The sequence below is a fragment of the Derxia gummosa DSM 723 genome (assembly GCF_000482785.1).
Classification (GTDB): Bacteria; Pseudomonadota; Gammaproteobacteria; order Burkholderiales; family Burkholderiaceae_E; genus Derxia; species Derxia gummosa.
The window spans coordinates 1,070,397-1,087,600 of the sequence record NZ_AXWS01000007.1; the positions used below are offsets into that span (position 1 = coordinate 1,070,397).

Genomic DNA, 17,204 nt, shown 5'->3' on the forward strand with positions numbered 1-17,204 from the left:
CGCCCGAATTGCGTCAATTGGCAGGGGATTCATTTGGCCGACGTTTCGCCATTCCCGCCATTCGCCGTTTGCTCCGCGCGTCTGCCTGCCCAGCCAGCGTATTCGCAGTCTCGGAGCAAGCATGGCAACAGCAGTCCAACCCCGGCATCCGGCCCGCCCCAGCATCTCGGCCGTCAACCTTTCCGCCGCGCACCCGCCGCTGTTCCGGACTTCCCTGCTGGCCGCGCTGATGGCAGCGGCGCTCTCGGCCTGTGGCGGCGGTGGCGGCGGCGCCGACGGCGCGACCCAGCTCAACGCGGCGCTGGCCCGGCCGCAGGCGGTCGAGGCCAATCTGGTCGCCACGATCGACGACTTCGACGACCGCACGAGCGTCAGCCCCTGGACCTTCTGGGCACCGAGCGGCTCGGCAGGCTCGCTCGCCATCGTCGCGGGCAATGGCAGCGCGAATGCGCTCGGCCTCGGCTACAGCTTCAGCTGCGCCAGCACGGCGACGGGCTGCGGCCAGTACGTGACGGCGACGCGCAACCTCCCCAGCACCGTGAGCGGCGCAAAGTCGCTGCGCTTCGTGTCGCGCTCGCCGGCGTCGGCGAAGCTATCGGTGCGCGTGGTCGATGCCTCGGGCCAGACCCTGGCCTACAACGTCACCCGCCCGCCCGAGGGCTATGACGCGAGCACCTGGTTCCAGACCGACATCGACCTGGCCAAGCCCGCGCAATGGTGGGGCGGCGCGAACAACGGCGTGATCCAGACCGGCATCAGGCAGGTGGTGGCGGTGGCCAATGCAGCGAGCTGGCCCGCGAGCGGGACGGTCTCGATCGACAGCCTGAGGCTGCTGTCGGTGGTGGAGAACCTCGGGCCGGTGGCGGTCGGCAGCGGCCTCGTGGTGGACGATTTCGAGAACCGCGCCGTGGCCGCGCCCTGGACCTTCTACACGCCGGGCAGCGGCGCGGCCGGCGCGGTCGCCTCGGCCACGGGCAGCACGGGGCGCGGCCTGGGGCTGGACTACGACCTGACCTGCCCCGGCGGAACCTGCGGCAAGTACGTGCAGGCGACGCTGCCGCTCTACCGCGCGGTGAGCGGCGCGGCGGCGCTCACCTTCCAGACCCGCTCCGAGTCGGAAGTGAACCTGACCGTGCGCGTGACCGACCAGAGCGGCCAGACCCTCCAGTACACGACCGTGCGCCCGAACGCGGGCTACGACCCGGCCGTGTGGTGGCGCGCCGTCGTCGACCTGGCCAAGCCCGCGCTCTGGTGGGGCGGCGTCAATACCGGCAAACCGAGCGGCGCCATCACCTCGGTGGCGGTGATGGCCGAGCGCGCCGGCAGCACCGCCGTGAGCGGCACGCTGTCGGTGGACGAGGTGAAGCTGCTGCCGACCGTGCCCGACACCTCGGTCACGCTCGACGGCGGCACGATGGTCTCGCTCGACAACTTCAACGACCGCAGCACCGTGGCGCCGTGGAGCTTCTGGAGCCCGGGCACGGGGGCCAGCGGCAGCCTGGCCTCGATCACCAACCCGGCCGACGGCACGCGCGCGCTCGGCTTCAACTACAGCCTGAGCTGCGTCGGCAGCACCTGCGGTTCCTACGTGGTGGCGACGCTGCCGCTGGCGCAGACGGTCTCGGGCGCGAGCTGGCTGCGCGCACGCGTCAAGCTCGCGGGCGACGTAGGCCTGACGGTGCGCATCGGCGACACCAGCGGCCAGATGCTCGACTACAAGGTGCAGCGTCCGCTGGAGGCGGCCGACCCCGATCGCTGGTTCACGCTCGAGGTCGATCTGACCGGCGCGCCCAGCCTCTACTGGGGCGGCGCCAACAGCGGAAAGATCAGCGGCGCGGTCAAGTCGGTCGCGCTCATCGTCGGTGACGCGCTCAGCAAGCCCGCGAGCGGCACGGTGGCGGTGGACGACCTGAGGCTGTCCACGATCGCCAAGACCGGCTTCACGCTCTCGGCCGACTCGGCGCTGCTGCCACCGCTCGTGACCAACGACACGCTCGGCAGGCACGCCGGCCTGGCCGTGAACCCGTCGGTCCTGCCGACCGCGCTGGCCGGGCTCGACAAGGCGGCCGCCGCCGGCTTCACCACGCTGCGCTCGCCGATGTTCTGGAGCTGGATCGAGAAGACCGCCGGCGTGTACGACTGGAGCCTGATGGACAAGTACCTGGCCGCCGCCGAGGCGCGCGGCCTGACGGTGCTGTTCACGCTCAGCTACGGCAACCCGCTGTACGACGTGCGCACCGCCGACGGCGCCGCCGCTTTCGCGCGCTATGCCAGGGCCGCCGCCGCGCGCTATGCCGGCCGCAAGGTGCAATGGGAAATCTGGAACGAACCCGACACCGCCAAGTTCTGGGCCGGCACGGCGGACGAGTTCAACCGCGTGGCGCGCGGCGCGCTGGCGGCGATCCGCGCGGTCGATGCCGACGTGCCCGTCACCACCGGCGGCATCAGCGGCTGGTGGGGCAAGGACTTTCTCGTGCAGATGCTCTCTGGCGGTGATGCCGACGGCGCGAGCGCGGTGGCGATGCATGGCTATCGCACGATCGGCTCGGAACCCGAGACGCTGGTGTCGGACTGGTTGCGCGCCGAGACGCTGAGCCAGCGCACCCTGGGCCGGACGCTGCCGATGTGGAACACCGAATGGGGCTACTCGACCGACCGCCTGCCGACCACCGGCTTCGCGCAATGGCAGGCCGTGTACTCGGTGCGGCAGATGCTCACGCAATGGACGCTGGGCATCCCGCTGTTCGTCCACTACTCGCTGTTCAACTACGCGACCGACCTGAGCGACCCCGAGAACAACTACGGCCTGCTGCTTGCCGACGGCAGCGAGAAGCCGGCGATGCAGGCGGTGCGCACGCTGCTGGCCAAGGCGGCCGGCCATGTGCACGGCGGCCTCGTGGACGAGGTGCCGATCGGCATGCACGCGCTCAAGCTCCAAGGCACGAGCGATGACATCTACGTGGTGTGGAGCACCCACGGCGACATGCCGCTGAGCTTCAGCCTGCCCTCGGGCTGGAACGCGAGCGCGACCGACATGAACGGCGCGGCGCTGGGCTCGACGGTGGCGACGGTCAACGGCACGAGCCTGCGCAGCTGGACCTTCCAGGAGGTGGACGGGCCGGTGTACGTGCGGGTGGTGAAGTAAGCCGCCGGGCGGGGCCTGACCGGCCCCGCCCGGCCAGGAAGCGGATGCCTCGCCGGCGACACCGCACGGCATCGACCGGGCGGCATTGCCGAAGCGAGAAGAAGCACGGGAAATGCGGCTTCCTCAGCGCGGCCGGTCAGCCGGCGCCCAGCCATCGCCGCTGCGCTTCCATACCAGCGGCCGGCGCGTGTCGTCGGCGCCGCCGAGCAGGGTCGGCACCGCCGCGAGATCGGCGGCGGGCGCGGCCTTCGCGGCGCGGGACTGGCCCGTCGGCCGGGCATCGGACTCGCCCATGGCGGCCTGGGCGCGGGCCCGGCCGGGCGCGTCGGAGGAGGTGGCCGGCGCGCCCTGGGCCGACGCCTTGCCGGCATCGGCCGCCGGTGCCGCACTGCCCGCCGCCTTCGGTGCCCCGGGGCCGGGGTCCTTCCAGGCCATGAGCCAGTCGCTGCCGCCGAGCTTGCCGGTCACGGCATAGGTCGAATCGGCGAGCGTCTCGGCGCGGAAGCCCTGGCCGCGCTTCATGAACTCGGCCAGCGCTGCGAACTGCTCGCGCGCTGGCTTGGGCGAGCCGTCGCGGTGCAGCAGTCCGAAGCGATGCTCCTTGTCCTCGGCGTTGTCGCCAAGGTCGACGAGGCTGTACCACCAGATGCCGCCGATCCACGGCCGCGTGCGCGCCAGCAGCGCGAAGCGCGCGAGATAGTCGGCCGCGACGTCCTCGCTCACGCCGAAGCGGCCCGTGTTGGTGGGCCAGCCGATCTCGGTCACGTACACCGGAATGTCGCGGTCGGGCACGGCGGCGGCGATGCGCTCATGCATCTGGTCGAGCACTTCGAGCGCGCGCTCGGGCGTCGGGCGCGGCGAGAACAGCATGTAGGGATGGACCGAGAAGGCGCCCATGTACTGCGCGCCGCCGGCCTTGAGAAAGCCGTCCACCCACGGCAGATCGACGCCCGCGACCGAACCGGCGACGACCGTCGCCTTGGGATTGGCGGCCTTGATCGCCGCATGCGCGACCTTGAGCAGCTCGACATAGGCGGCCGGATCGCCCTTCGGACGCGGCTGGCGCTGCGAGCCCATGCCGGCGTTCCATTCGTTCCAGACCTCGTACTGATCGACGCGGTCGCCGAAATGGCGCACGACCCAGTCGGCGTAGCGCGCGAAGGCCTTGCGGCTTTCCTCCGAGCCGTCGTACAGGCTGTCGGCGGTGGCGAAGCGGCTGCCATAGCAGAGCAGGATCAGCGGGCGCAGGCCGGCGGCGCGCGCCGCGTCCACCAGCTTGTCGACCGACGCGAGCTGGGCCGACACCACGAAGCGGCCCGGCTCCGGCTCGACATTGCCCCAGGGCACGCCGGCGCGCAGGGTGTTGGCGCCGGCATCACGCATCTGCGCGACCGACACCTCCTCCTTGCCGACGCCCGGCGGCGGCGCGACGACACCGAACTGGAAGGCCGCGACCGGCCCCGCCAGCAGCAGCGACAGCACGAGGACGGCAAGCCGCGCCAACGGCAGGCGAGTCGGGACAATCCGGCCCGAAACCATGCGCGGCGAAGCGGTCCGGTGCCAGACGGCGCCGCCGGGCATGCCGCAGGCCTGGCGTGCCTCGGCGGACGGAAGGGGAAGACGGAAGAGCTTCATCGGCATTCCTTGCCGGCGCTCGGTGTGCGCCGCCGGACCATTCTTTGCACGCATTCCCTTCGCAAAGCCGCACCGCAAGTTCCGGTTACCGCCGAAATGAAAAACGGGACGACCGGCCTTGCGGCGGATCGTCCCGCTTGTCTTGCGCCTGGCCCGCGCCGGGCGCGGGCCGGTAGCGCCGCTTACTGGCGGCCGATCGAGTGGTACTCCAGGCCCGAGGCGCGCACCAGCGCCGGCTCGTACAGGTTGCGGCCGTCGAAGACGATCTTGTCCTTGAGCGTCGCGGCGAGCGTGTCGAAGTCGGGGGAGCGGAATTCCTTCCACTCGGTCACGATCACGAGGCCGTTCGCGCCTTCGAGCGCGTCATTGGCCGCCTCGACGAAGCTCAGGCCGGCGAGCGTGTTGCCCTCGGCATCGACCAGCACGCGCTTGGCTTCTTCCGTCGCGACCGGGTCGTAGGCCTTGACCGACGCGCCGCGCTTGAGCAGCTCGGCGATCAGCACGCGGCTCGGGGCTTCGCGCATGTCGTCGGTGTTCGGCTTGAAGGCCAGGCCCCACAGCGCGAAGGTCTTGCCGTTCAGGTTCTCGCCGTAGCGCTTGACCAGCTTGTCGACCAGCACGAGCTTCTGCTCGTCGTTCACCTGCTCGACCGCGTTGAGCAGCACGGCGGGCAGACCCGTTTCGGCCGAGGTGCGCACCAGCGCCTTAACGTCCTTCGGGAAGCAGGAACCGCCGTAGCCGGCGCCGGCGTACAGGAAGCTCGTGCCGATGCGCGGATCGGAGCCGATGCCCACGCGCACCAGCTCGATGTCCGCGCCGAGGCGCTCGGCCAGACGCGACAGTTCGTTCATGAACGAGATGCGGGTGGCGAGCATCGCGTTGGCGGCGTACTTGGTGAATTCGGCGCTGCGCACGTCCATGACCAGCAGACGCTCGCGGTTGCGCGTGAAGGGCTGGTAGAGCGCCTTCAGAAGGAGCACCGCGCGTTCATCTTCGACGCCGACGACGACGCGGTCCGGGCGCATGAAGTCGTTGACCGCCGCGCCTTCCTTGAGGAACTCGGGGTTGGACGCGACCGAGTATTCGAGATCGACACCGCGCGCGGCGAGTTCCTCGGCGATCGCGGCCTTGACCTTGTCGGCCGTGCCGACGGGCACCGTGCTCTTGTCAATGACGACCTTGTAGTCGGTCATCAGGCGGCCGATGTTGCGCGCGGCGGCGAGCACGTATTGCAGGTCGGCCGAGCCGTCTTCATCGGGCGGCGTGCCGACGGCGATGAATTGCAGCGTGCCGTGGGCGACCGAATGCGCGATGTCGGTCGTGAACTCGAGGCGGCCGGCGGCGGCGTTGCGGCGCACCACCTCCTGAAGCCCCGGCTCGTGGATCGGGATGCCGCCCGAGTTGAGGATGTCGATCTTGCGCTGGTCGACGTCCAGGCAAAGGACGTGGTTGCCCATTTCGGCAAGACATGCGCCGGTCACCAGGCCGACGTAGCCCGTGCCAATCACCGTGACTTTCATTGGAAGCTCTCCATAAGCCAAGAAAACGTGAGCACCACGCGAGTGGGCATCGAAACTGGGTCCCGGCACCCTGCGTGGGGCGCCGGTGATGCGAACTGTCTCCTCCGGTCACCGGCCGTTCGCTCGGCCAGTACCGCTCTGTATCTGGTTCAGCGGCCCCTGCGCCATTGCACGAAGGCCGTCAGCCACAGTGCGAGCGCCACGGTGGCATGGCCCCCGATGAAGGCCCAGATCAGGCCCTCGACGCCGCCGAGACGGGCGCCGAAGACCATCAGGAAACCGAAGCCGACCGCCGACACGCCGTAGATGACCGCGCGCAGGCTCTGCATGCCCGCGCCGGTCAGCGCGTCCGCCGCCGGGTACTGCAAGGCGATGAAGGGCATCGCGATCGCGAGCCTTCCCGCCGTGTCCGTCGCACCTGCAAAGACCTTGCCGAGCACCACCGGCGCGAGCATCGCGGCCAGCGCGACACCGGCGCCCGACAGCGCACCCACCAGCGCCAGCGCCGGCGCGGTCTTCAGCGCGAACTTCAGGCTAGCGCCGATACCGTCCGCGCCCTTCTGAAAAAACTTCGGGTAAAGAATTCGTGTAACGACCTGGATCGGAAACAGCCCGAGCTGCAAGATGCGCGATGCCGCGCCGTAGGCGCCGAGTGCCGCCTCGTCGGCGAAGCGCGAGAGCACCACGCGGTCCATGTTCCCCTGCGAGGCGCGCGCGGTCTGGTTCAGGCAGAAGGCGGCGCCCGAACCGGCCTCGTCGCCGAGCCTTTCCCAGCGCGGCGCGCCATAGCAGCGCACGCCCACGGCGATGCAGATGGCCGACACTGCAAGCGCTTGCGCGAGCACGGCCAGGATCCATTCGTCGAGGTCGTGCAGATCGGCCAGCGCGAAGAAGCCGAAGGCAAGCGCCAGCCGCACCACCACCACCGACACGCGCAGCCAGCCGGCGCGCGCCGTGTCGCCGTGGGCCACCATGACGAGTTCGAGCGAGGCCGAGATGCGCGCGACCAGCACCTCGGCGAACAGCGCCAACGCGAGGCTGAGCGGCGCCATGTCGAGCTGCATCGGCCCGAGCGCGAGCAGCACGCCGCCGCCGATCACGAGCGGCAATGTCACCGCGATGAGGAAGAGCATCTTCGCGAAGTAGCGTCCGAAGGCTGTCCGGTCACGCGACACCGCCCGCACCACGAGGTCGCCGCCGCCGAGCCCCACCAGCTCGACCGCGATGCCGACGATCGCCAGCACCGCCGTGTAGCGGCCGAACTGCTCGATGCCGAGGCCACGCGCCGTGATCGCGAAGGTGACGAACTGGAGCGCGAGCGCGCCCATCGTCGGCACCATCGTGGTGATGAAGGTGGCGACGCGGAAGCGCCGTTCCAGCTCGCGCCAGAGCGACGGACGCGCGGCGGCCGTGACGCCGTCGCTCATCGGCAGGCCTTCTCGCCGGGTTGCTGCGGCCGCGCGTACTCGACGAACACATCGCCGAAATGCGAGGCGAAGCGCCCTCGCACCTTGTCGAGCTCGAGCAGCCAGCCGAGCAGGCGCGAGTCGGGTTCGCGGTTGTAGAGCGGGTAGCACAGCAGGCGCGCGGTCAGGCCGAGCGTCTTGGCGAAGCTGCGCACCTTGCCGCCGTCGAGCGTCTCCCAGCGCACGGCATGGTTGCCGACGCGGAAACGGCGCTGGCGCATCCACTTGAGCGAGGCGCGCGACTGCGGCACCTCCTCGTACACGAGCGCGCCGTCGGCCCAGGCCATCGGATGGCCACGGAAGAAGAGCTTGCGGAAGAACACCGTGTCACCCCCGCCCGACAGGCCGAAGGCCTCGTCGAAGAAGGGACGCGGCTCGGCGGTGAGCCGCTGCATGTCGAGCAGGAAGTTGCAGGTGCAGAACACGAAGGGCTTGCCGAGCAGCAGCTGCTTGTCCACCGACCAGTAGCGCGCCCACTTGCGCAGATGCGCGGCCGAATCGGGAAAAACCGGGCGCACCGGGCCGCCAACCACCACCGCCTTCTGGTCGACGCTGACGCGGATCAGCTCGGCCAGCCATTCGGGCGAGGGCCATTCATCGTCGTCGATCATCGCCAGATAGCGCACGCCCAGCCGGTCGGCCTCGCCGAAGACGGCGTTGCGCGCCGCCGAGATGCCGGGCTGGCGCTCGATCAGATAGCGCACGGTGATGCCCGACCGGGCCGCGAACACCGCCGCGGCTTCGCCCACGCTCGGGTCATTGCCGTCGTTGTCCACCACGATGATCACGGGCGGCGCCGGCAGCGCCTTGGCCGCGATGGCGAGGTGGTCGAGCAGCCGCACCATGCCGGCCTTGCGCTTGTAGGTGCAGAACCCGATGCCCACGCCCGACAGGCTGGCCGAATTGCTGACGGCTTCCATTCATGTCTCTCCCGCCCCGGGATCAGGGGCTGTCAAATTCCGGCCGAATTGCCACCGGTCGCGGCATCGGCCACTTGGGTAATGCGATTGTCATGCGCGTGCCTTGCCGCACTCACCGTCATCGAGTAGGTCAGCATCAGGCAATACCCGCCGATTCCTGCGTTGAATATTTCATGCGTTTCGACGAAGCCCGCGATCATCACCAGAAAACCTATCGAGGCGCAGGTGTAACCCGACCGGGTCGGGGACCGGAGCGGCACAACGAACACGAAATAGCCGAGGGTGATCACATACACGAGCAATCCGATCCCGCCCGAATCTCCGAAGGCGCCGAGATACATGTTGTGCGGAGTCAGGATCGCGCCAAATGCAATCAGCCTGGCAGCCAGCACGGCCGTGAAGGGAGACATGCCGGTATATGCACCGGGGCCGCTTCCGATCCAGGGACTGCGCAACATGCTTTCGAAATAGGCAGCCCAGATATCGGTACGACCGGTCAGACTGGGATCACGTCCGAGCGCCTCCAGCACGAATGGCATCAGTACCTGACTCGCCAATGCCGACAGCAGAAATGAAATAAGCAGGATGACAAATGCGAGATCGGCCTTGAAACGCGATGCGAGCAGTGGCAGCAACAGGCGATAGCCCGCACCGGACAATGCCATCACGAGTGCTCCCTTGGAACCGGAACCGAGAACGCACAGCGCACCGCCCACGGCAAGGCCATATCCGAGCAATCGCCGCCCGGGCCGGACAAATCCGAGTCCCACCACCAGACCGATCGAGCCAAACCAGCCGAAAATGTTTTTCCCGATGAACAGACCACGCCACGCGCGTGCGTCACGATCCGCCTGAGTCCCGATTTCGGGAATGGCCACCACGACGAAAAGACTCAGCCCGACCAGAATGGCGAAGCAGGTCAGCAATGCCAGCTCGGCATTGTCGGAACTCACGACAATGCCAATGACCGTCGCGCAGGACAGCATCGCGAACCACAGGAAGTACATCCGGAACGACGTGGCTGGATCAAAGCCGATCAATGTGGAAATCATGCCGATCGCGGCCAGCGGCAGTATCGGCTTAAGCACGGTGACCAGGCGCTCCGATGAATTGACGGCCAATTCACGTGCAATCATTCCGAGAATCGAGAGCCACAGCAGATACTGGAATGGCACTCCGCCCGGCTTGTTGAGCTGCAGGTTTTCCACGCCACCGAAGCCTTTCTTCGGCGGATAAAGCCAGGCGGCACTGAACTGGACCAGCGCGATGAACATCACGAGGATATGCAGCCACTCGACGCGGGAGACTTCGCGTCGAGTGCGCCTGCTCACACCCGCAGGATCAGCGACGGGATCTGGCGTTAGGTAACGACCGAGGTCGTTGCCTATGTATCGTCGGTTATTGAACGGAATTATTCCAGGCATAGACTGAAACCCAGTCAATTTCAAAACTGGCCGGGAATACGGTGTCGGCGTCTGGCGTTCCCGGCCAGCTGCCGCCTACTGCCAGATTGAGGACCATGTAGAAAGTCTTGTCGAAACCCGGCGGCGTGGCGATTTCGCCCACGGCAACGCGATCGATGAACCAGGTGATTTTCTGCGGCGTAATGAGCGCGCCGTACACGTGAAATTCGGAATTCGCAGTCGGCGTATTGGTGCGGCAGCCCGACCGGCTGGTCGTGCCATCCGTATTGGTCCAATGGATCGCACCCAGCGCGAGCGTCGGCTCATAGCCGCGCGTTTCGATGATGTCGAGTTCCGGCGGCCAACTGCGATCGGTCGGCAGCAGCCAGAATGCCGGCCAGAGTCCACGACCCGCCGGAACTTTTGCCTTCACCTCGAAATAACCGTATTGCTGCGAAAACATGCCACGCGATTGCAGCATGCCCGAGACATAGGGGTAGTCATAGGCTGCCGATTGAATCTCAGGCGGGGTCGGCTCGGCGACGATACGCAGCACGCCATCCTTGATCACGAAAGGGTTCTTGCGCATCGGCGTACTGGCGCGGCCCTTGTAGCCCTCATCGACATACAGTTCCATTTCACGATTGCCGAGCAGAGTCCGCTTCGCCATCCATTCATAGCCGAGCCAGCGGCGACCGACGGGGTCGTATCCGCCGTCGTAATGCGGCAACCAGCCGGTTCCATCGAGAACGAGCGTATCGAAGGGATCATGGAAACTGCGCTGAAGCTGTACCGGCGCGGTCGTGCTCGAAGGCACGGCGCAGGCGTTCGCGGCAATTCCGGTCGGAACATCAAGCACGACGGTCGTATCCGGAGTAATCAATGAAGGATCGGCGGCACATGCGGCATCGATATGAAAGAAGGCAATCAGGCTGGCAACGGTGGCAAGCGTTCCTGCGAGCTTGCCGAAAAGACGGGCGGTATTCATCCGTTCATCCTTTTCGGGGTGGAATTCGGCTTTGTCATGGCCATGGGCCATCAAAGAGTCCACACACGCTATCGCAGGGCGTAATCCGGTGTAATCGGAATGACAGGGCGATTTCCGGCTGAAACTCCTTAGCGAGGGTTAGGACACGTCCCGAGCCTGCTCAGGGAATTGCATGAAAAACGTGGAATCCTTCTCTTTTGGATTCGATGCACACCGTGCACATCAAGAATTCAGCGGTAGCAGTCGATCCGCGAGGGAAAGCTGAAAATCTGAAAAAGGTCACTCCCAGGTCTTGAAGACGAGGCCGTCACCGCCGGCTTCGCGCGTGCGCAACACCTTGGCGGGCAGTCCGCCGACGACCACGTCGCTGTCGGCAATGCGGCGGGTGACGACGGCGCCGAGGCCGACCACGACCCGGTCGCCAATGCCGCTGCCCGGCGCGAAGCGCGCGGCCGAGCCGACATAGCAGTTGCGGCCGATGCGGATGTCGCGGTCGACCACGCTGGCGCCGTGGGTCCAGAACTGGCTGTCGCGCCCGGCGATCCAGCTGCCGTCGCCGACGCTGATCTCGCCGTACACGTCGAAGAAGTGGTTCTCGTGCACGAGGCAGTCGCTGCCGAACACGAGCCGGCGCGCATAGCCCATGTGAGCCTTGCCGTCGGAGGCGGCGACCGCCGTGCATTCGAAGCGGTTCCAGCGGCCGATGAAGGTGCGCGCGCCGAGGCTGACCTTCATCGGACCGAGCAGCCGGGTGCTGCGCCCGATCACGACCTTCTCGCCGCATTCGAAGTCGTCGACGGCCACGACGGCGCCGAGCCCGAAGCGCGTGCCGGCGCCGATGCGGTAGCCGAAGAAGCTGCGATAGGCGAAGGCGCGCAGCTTGCCGACGGGAATGGCCGAGACGGCAAGCGCGAGCAGCAGGCGGACCTTGTTGGATGCCACGGGAAATCCGGTGTGAGGGAGGAGATCAGGATTGCGGACGCGGCGCCGGACGCAGGCCGGCGCGCCGGGCGAGCGCATCCTCGTAGAGCGCGCGGGTGCGCTGGCCGATGTCGGCCCACTTGTCGGCGGCGCTGCCGGCCGGCGGCGCGGGGCGCTGCTCGATGGAATGCGCGATGGCTTCTGCAAGCGCTTGCACGTCGCCGCCGGGCAGCAGCGCGCCCTCGACGCCCTCACGCAGGTCTTCGGCAAAGATGCCGACGCGGCTGGCGATCATCCATTTGCCGAGCGACTTGACCAGGAAGTACACGCCGCTCGCGTCGATCTGCCGGTAGGGGAAGACGAAGCAGTCGGCGGCGCCGAACAGCAGCGCCATCTCCTCTTCCGACTGGCGCGCGAGGCGCAGGTCGAACACGTCGCCGAGGCCGAGCTCGGCGATGCGCGCGAGCAGCGGCGCCATCTCCATGCGCGGCCGACCGGCGACGATGACCTTCGCCCTGGCGCGCAGCGCGGGCGGGAGCTGGCCGATCGCTTCGATGAGCAGGTCGAGCCCCTTGTAGGGCTTGATCTCGCCGAACAGCACGAAGGTCCAGCGCGGGTCGGCCGAGGCTTCGGCGCGCGCCGGCACCGGCAGCGGCAGCTGGAGCGGACCGTGCGGGATGACGGCGATCTTGGCCTCGGGCACGCCGCGCTCGATCAGGTTGCGGCGCCCGCCCTGGGTATGGACGACGACGCGGCTGGCGAGCCTGATCGGCAGGTCGAAACCGGCGTTCTGCAGGAAGGACATGCGCTCGCCGTTGAACGGCACGGTGTCGTGCACCGTGAGCACGACCGGGCAGACCCGGCTGATGAGCCACATGCCGATCACGTCGAGCGGCGGCACCACGGTCCACTGGAAGTGCACCACGTCGGGCCGACGCACGAGCACGCGGCCGAACAGCAGCGCGAGTCCCTTGAGGTGCGCGAGTCCCTTGGCGACCGGGCGCAGCTTGCGCGGAATCCACTCGGCCTCGTCGGTGTGGCGATAGAAGAAGTCGTCGGTCTGGGCGGCGGGCAGTTCGCGCCGGTCCTTGCGGCGCACCGGGCGCACGGCCCAGGTCGGACGCACGCCGGCCTCGACCAGACCGGCGCCGAGTGCCGCGTCGTAGGGCGCGGTGAACAGCGAGGGGTCGACGAGGATGACCTTGAGCTGGCCGGAGGCGGTCATGCGCGGCTCCCGGAAGTGGCGGGCGCGAGCACGAGCGGCTCGGCGGCCTCGACCGACCACGGCTTTTCGCGCACGGTGATCAGCCCGTTGAAGAAGCCCAGCGCCCAGGCGTTGTGCATGACGAAGGCGGCCGGTCCGGCCAGCAGGCCGCAGGTCGAACGCTGCCGCAGCGCGATCCACACCGAGATCCAGGCCAGCGCGCCGAGATAGGCGCCCGGCAGCACGAGCGCCGCCGGCAGCAGCGGCGAGACCGCGAGCGCGACGAGACCGAGCGCGAGGTTGGCCGGCACCGCGAGCTGGCGCGGCCGCCAGGAACCCGGATGCCGCCGCACCGTGCGCGAGCGGCCGCGGCCGTAGTTGAAGTACTGCTTCCACAGCGCGCCGAGCGTGGCGCGCGGGTGATAGGCGAGGCGGATGTCGGAATCGAGCCAGATGCGCGAGCCGAGCGCGCGCTGGCGACAGTCGAGTTCGGCGTCCTCGTTGTGGGTGTAGGTCTCGTCATAGCCGCCGGCGCGCAGAAAGGACTGCATGCGGAAGGCGGCGTGATGGCCGTGATCGACATAGCCGCTGCGGCGTCCGCCGCGATGCGCCGAGCCGCCCGAGCCGATGAGGGTGTCCGACACCCAGGCGACGGCGCGCTGGACGCAGCGGTCGCCGGTCGAGTCCATCGGGACGACGACCGCGTCGGCGCCGGTGCGGTCGATGGCCTCGACGAGCCGGCTCAGGAAGCCGGTCGGGTAGATCGCATGCGCGTCGCAGCGCACGAGCAGTTCGGCACCGGCGCCGAACTGGCGCGCGGCGAGGTTGACGGCGGCGCTTTGCAGACGGCGCGGGTTGTGCAGCAGGCGCACGTTGGCGCGCGCGGCGGCGATGCGCTCGACGATGGCCTGGGTGCCGTCGCCGCTGCCGCCGTCGGCGACGACGAGGTCGAGGCGGGCGTCGCGCGGCGGATCGGCCAGCAGCGAGGCGATCACGCCCTCGATGGTGCGGGCTTCGTTGAGCGTGGGAATCACGACCAGGATTGATCGCTTCATCGCGGTGTCGGCTGTTGTCATGGCGGTACCGGACTTGGACGGGATCAGCGCAGCAGCAGCGGACGGATCTCGTCCGAGCTGCCGGCGGCGATGTCGGCGAGGAAGGCTTCGAGCTGAAGCCAGGTGGCGGTGGCCTCGGCCGGACTGGCGATGAGGCGCGAGGCGCGCACCAGCACGCCGTCGGGCACATGGCCGTCGAGGCCGTCGAGCAGGATCTGCATGCGGGCGTCCCAGCTGGCGTCGCTGTACTGCTCGCCGGTGCGCAGCCAGTACACGACGGCTTCGAGCCGGCCGGCGCGCTGGGCCAGCAGGCGCCTGCCGATGACCGGGCGGCCGCCGATCGAGGTGAAGCCGAAACGCGCCGGCTCGACCGTCAGCAGCGCGAAGCCCTGGGAGCGGTAGCAGAGGTCGGGGCGATGGATCTTCACTTCCTGGCGCTGCACGCGCGCATAGGCGATCGCGAGCATCGCGATGTCGCCGGCGCCGTTGCGGTAGTTGCGCATCACGACCTGGTCATAGGGCCGGCTGTTGTCGGTGCCGCTGCCGTCGCCGGTAAGGTCGAGGCCGGTCTGCGCCACGGGCGAGGGCACGACGACCCAGTCGGCGACGCGGGTCGGGATGCCGGCGTCGAGCGGCATCCCGACCGCCTCGACGGTGCGCGTGGGCGCGAGCGCGCCCGACAGCAGCGGCGAGATCGCCATCGCGAGCGCCAGCAGCAGCGCGAGTCCGAACGGCAGCGGCGGCAGGGCGGCGAGCGCGCGGTTCATCGGCCCACCGCCGTTCCGACGGCGCGCAGCAGCTGGTCGAGCAGATAGAGCACGATCAGCGCGATCACGAACAGCATCACGCCCGCGAAGTAGTGCACGAAGCCCTGCCCCGCCGCATCGCCCCAGTAGTAGGTGATGAGCGCGAGCGTGATGACGCGCAGCGTGTTGGAGAGGAAGGACACCGGCACGATCAGGATCGCCATGCCGAGGTTGCGCAGCACCGAGGGATGGCGCATCAGGTTCAGGTAGAAGACGCCGACCGCCTCCAGCGTGAACAGCGAGTTGAGGCCGGCGCAGGCATCGGCCACGAGCAGCTGGTAGGGACCGATCGAGAGGATCACGCCCTCGCGCGCGACCGGGTAGCCGACGCGCCAGAGGATCTGCTCGGCCACGACCGACACACCGGTCTTGAGCGGCTGGGTGATGCCGTCGACGAACACCGTCGGCAACGGGATCACGAACAGCAGGAAGGCGATCGGGAACCAGAGGCGGCCCACCAAGCGCGGTCCGATGCAGGCCAGCCCGAGGCCCGTGACGACCGGGATCAGCGACCCGACCTCGGCCAGCAGCAGCGCCTGCGAGCGTCCGAGCACATGCGCGGCGATGCCGAAGGCGACCAGCAGCCCGCCCGCGACGGGCAGCGGACGGTCGGCGCCGGCATCGTCACGGGCCAGCGCCCGGCCGGCGCCACGGACCAGCAGCCAGAGCGCGATGCCGAACACCATCGGGCCGTGGCGGTTGGAATCCTGGCGCCACATCGTCGTTGCGAGCTCCGCGACAGTTGGCAGATACATCGCAAGCAATCCGGCCGCCAATGTCAGCCATGCGAGGTGGCCGCGTTGCAATGGCGCGGTGCGCGCCGGGATGGCAAAAGGCGTTGACATAGGAAGGACGGCTCGAAGGCGCAAGCGCGAGGGGCCGGCTTGCCGTATCGCGCCACGACAAGTCGGGGCTTGCCGCATTGCACGATCACGTGGGCAGGCCGGCGCCGGATTCAGGCATTGACCGAAAGCGGCTCCGTATTGGCCGGCGCAATTCCGTAAAGCCGGACGACCGCGTCGCGGAATTCAGTCATGCGGAAACGACGGCGGGCTTCGTCGCGCGCAAGTTTCGCCAGTGAATTTCGCTGCGCGGCGTTTTCGAGCAAATAGCCGACATACCGCACAAATTCATCCGGACTGTGGGCAATTAACCCCGTCGAGCCGTGACGGATCAAATCGGCATGGCCAAACGAGAATTGGGCGACACAGGCGCAACCGGCCGCCATGGCCGAAGCGAGCCGAATCGGGAACCCGCCGTCGGTATCGGGCTGGACATAGATCGCGGCCGAGGCGAGCCGACGGGCGATCTCGACATCGTCGTTGCTGACGACGATCTCGACACCGGCCGCCTTGAGACGGGCACGGTCGGGGGCATCGACCTCGCCGACCCAGCAGAAGCGCACCGGCGGCGTCTCGCTCGCGAGGAAAACCGCGAGCCGGGTGAAGCGGCTGACGGCCTGATCGTCGTCGGGCGAGCCGGCGGCGGCGACGATCAGCCCGTCGACCTCGGCATCGGCACGGATCGCGTCGAAGTAGGCGTCGGGCACGGCGGCTTCGAGCAGGTCGGTATCGGTGCCGGTCGAGCGGCGCAGCCAGTGCGCCTCGTGCGGGACGGTCGCGACCGGGGTCTGCGACGCGGCGCCGGTGAGTCGCATGACGGCGCGCGTCAGCACCAGGCCCAGACGGCGCCAGGTGGTGACCGCACGCGAACCGTGGGGCGAGTAGAAGACCCGCGCGCGGTGCGCGCTCTCTCCGAGCAGGAAGGCGCTCATGAGGCAGGGCAGCAGGCCATGCAGATGGATGGCGCTGAAGCGCATGTCGGTGAGCACCTTCTGCAGCACGGCACGCAGTGCAAGCCAGCCCACGGGCACGACGATGACCTGGACGCCGGGCGGCAGGGATTCATGCAGCTTGCGATGCCGGTCGTTCGCAAACATGACGACGACCTGCACGACGTCGAACGCGTCGAGCGCGCGGCAAGCGGCGCCGATGTAGGCAAAGGCCCGCTGGTCCACCCGCCCTGCCACATGCAGGATTGCCGAAGCCGTGGGCGCGACGGCCGACGGCGCGCCACGTCCGGCGAGGCCGGGAGCGATGGCGCCGTCGGGGCCGCTGCGAGAGGTGAGCTGCTGCTGCATC

General features: G+C 68.5%; 13 protein-coding genes. 1 reads left to right on the forward strand and 12 read right to left on the reverse strand.

Annotation, left to right across the window (positions count from 1 at the left end; translation table 11 throughout):
• Window positions 1-121: 121 nt before the first annotated feature.
• Entirely contained in the window at window positions 122-3,145 is a 3,024-nt protein-coding gene (locus H566_RS23200) for a cellulase family glycosylhydrolase (protein ID WP_156924294.1), read from the forward strand.
• A gap of 123 nt (window positions 3,146-3,268) precedes the next feature.
• Here the strand turns inward: H566_RS23200 and H566_RS0105840 are convergent, their stop codons facing one another.
• From H566_RS0105840 to H566_RS23220, 12 genes are all read right to left on the reverse strand, one after another.
• Window positions 3,269-4,780: a cellulase family glycosylhydrolase gene (locus tag H566_RS0105840; protein WP_169732490.1), complete on the reverse strand. Its 1,512-nt coding sequence runs from the start codon at window positions 4,778-4,780 to the stop codon at window positions 3,269-3,271.
• 182 nt (window positions 4,781-4,962) lie between these two features.
• A complete protein-coding gene (locus tag H566_RS0105845) occupies window positions 4,963-6,300 on the reverse strand; it encodes a UDP-glucose dehydrogenase family protein (RefSeq protein ID WP_028310708.1) in 1,338 nt (445 codons plus the stop codon).
• A gap of 149 nt (window positions 6,301-6,449) precedes the next feature.
• On the reverse strand, window positions 6,450-7,727 hold the full coding sequence (locus H566_RS0105850) for a lipopolysaccharide biosynthesis protein (protein WP_028310709.1): 1,278 nt from the start codon (window positions 7,725-7,727) through the stop codon (window positions 6,450-6,452).
• Window positions 7,724-8,686, reverse strand: a complete 963-nt coding sequence (locus H566_RS0105855; RefSeq protein ID WP_028310710.1) for a glycosyltransferase family 2 protein — start codon at window positions 8,684-8,686, stop codon at window positions 7,724-7,726. The genes H566_RS0105850 and H566_RS0105855 overlap by 4 nt, the downstream gene beginning before the upstream one ends.
• A gap of 32 nt (window positions 8,687-8,718) precedes the next feature.
• Complete coding sequence (locus H566_RS0105860; RefSeq protein ID WP_028310711.1) at window positions 8,719-9,960, reverse strand: O-antigen ligase family protein; 1,242 nt, start codon at window positions 9,958-9,960, stop codon at window positions 8,719-8,721.
• A gap of 124 nt (window positions 9,961-10,084) precedes the next feature.
• On the reverse strand, window positions 10,085-11,128 hold the full coding sequence (locus tag H566_RS23205; protein ID WP_084544795.1) for a glycoside hydrolase family 16 protein: 1,044 nt from the start codon (window positions 11,126-11,128) through the stop codon (window positions 10,085-10,087).
• Window positions 11,129-11,356: 228 nt separating this feature from the next.
• The gene (locus H566_RS27255; RefSeq protein WP_156924295.1) at window positions 11,357-12,019 is read right to left on the reverse strand and encodes an acyltransferase; all 663 of its coding nucleotides are present in this window, start codon (window positions 12,017-12,019) and stop codon (window positions 11,357-11,359) included.
• Between the two features lie 25 nt (window positions 12,020-12,044).
• Window positions 12,045-13,223, reverse strand: a complete 1,179-nt coding sequence (locus tag H566_RS0105875) for a glycosyltransferase (RefSeq protein ID WP_028310712.1) — start codon at window positions 13,221-13,223, stop codon at window positions 12,045-12,047.
• Window positions 13,220-14,257 carry a glycosyltransferase family 2 protein gene (locus tag H566_RS0105880; RefSeq protein ID WP_051378225.1) on the reverse strand — a complete coding sequence of 346 codons (1,038 nt, stop codon included), beginning with the start codon at window positions 14,255-14,257 and terminating at the stop codon, window positions 13,220-13,222. Before H566_RS0105880 ends, H566_RS0105875 begins: the two co-directional genes overlap by 4 nt.
• 44 nt (window positions 14,258-14,301) lie before the next feature.
• Window positions 14,302-15,024 carry an exosortase C-terminal domain/associated protein EpsI gene (locus tag H566_RS0105885; RefSeq protein WP_028310714.1) on the reverse strand — a complete coding sequence of 241 codons (723 nt, stop codon included), beginning with the start codon at window positions 15,022-15,024 and terminating at the stop codon, window positions 14,302-14,304.
• Complete coding sequence (gene xrtB / locus H566_RS23215; protein ID WP_342668663.1) at window positions 15,021-15,986, reverse strand: exosortase B; 966 nt, start codon at window positions 15,984-15,986, stop codon at window positions 15,021-15,023. Before xrtB ends, H566_RS0105885 begins: the two co-directional genes overlap by 4 nt.
• Before the next feature lie 32 nt (window positions 15,987-16,018).
• Window positions 16,019-17,203, reverse strand: coding sequence for a glycosyltransferase (locus tag H566_RS23220; RefSeq protein WP_156924296.1), 1,185 nt, complete (start codon window positions 17,201-17,203; stop codon window positions 16,019-16,021).
• Window position 17,204 lies beyond the last annotated feature (1 nt).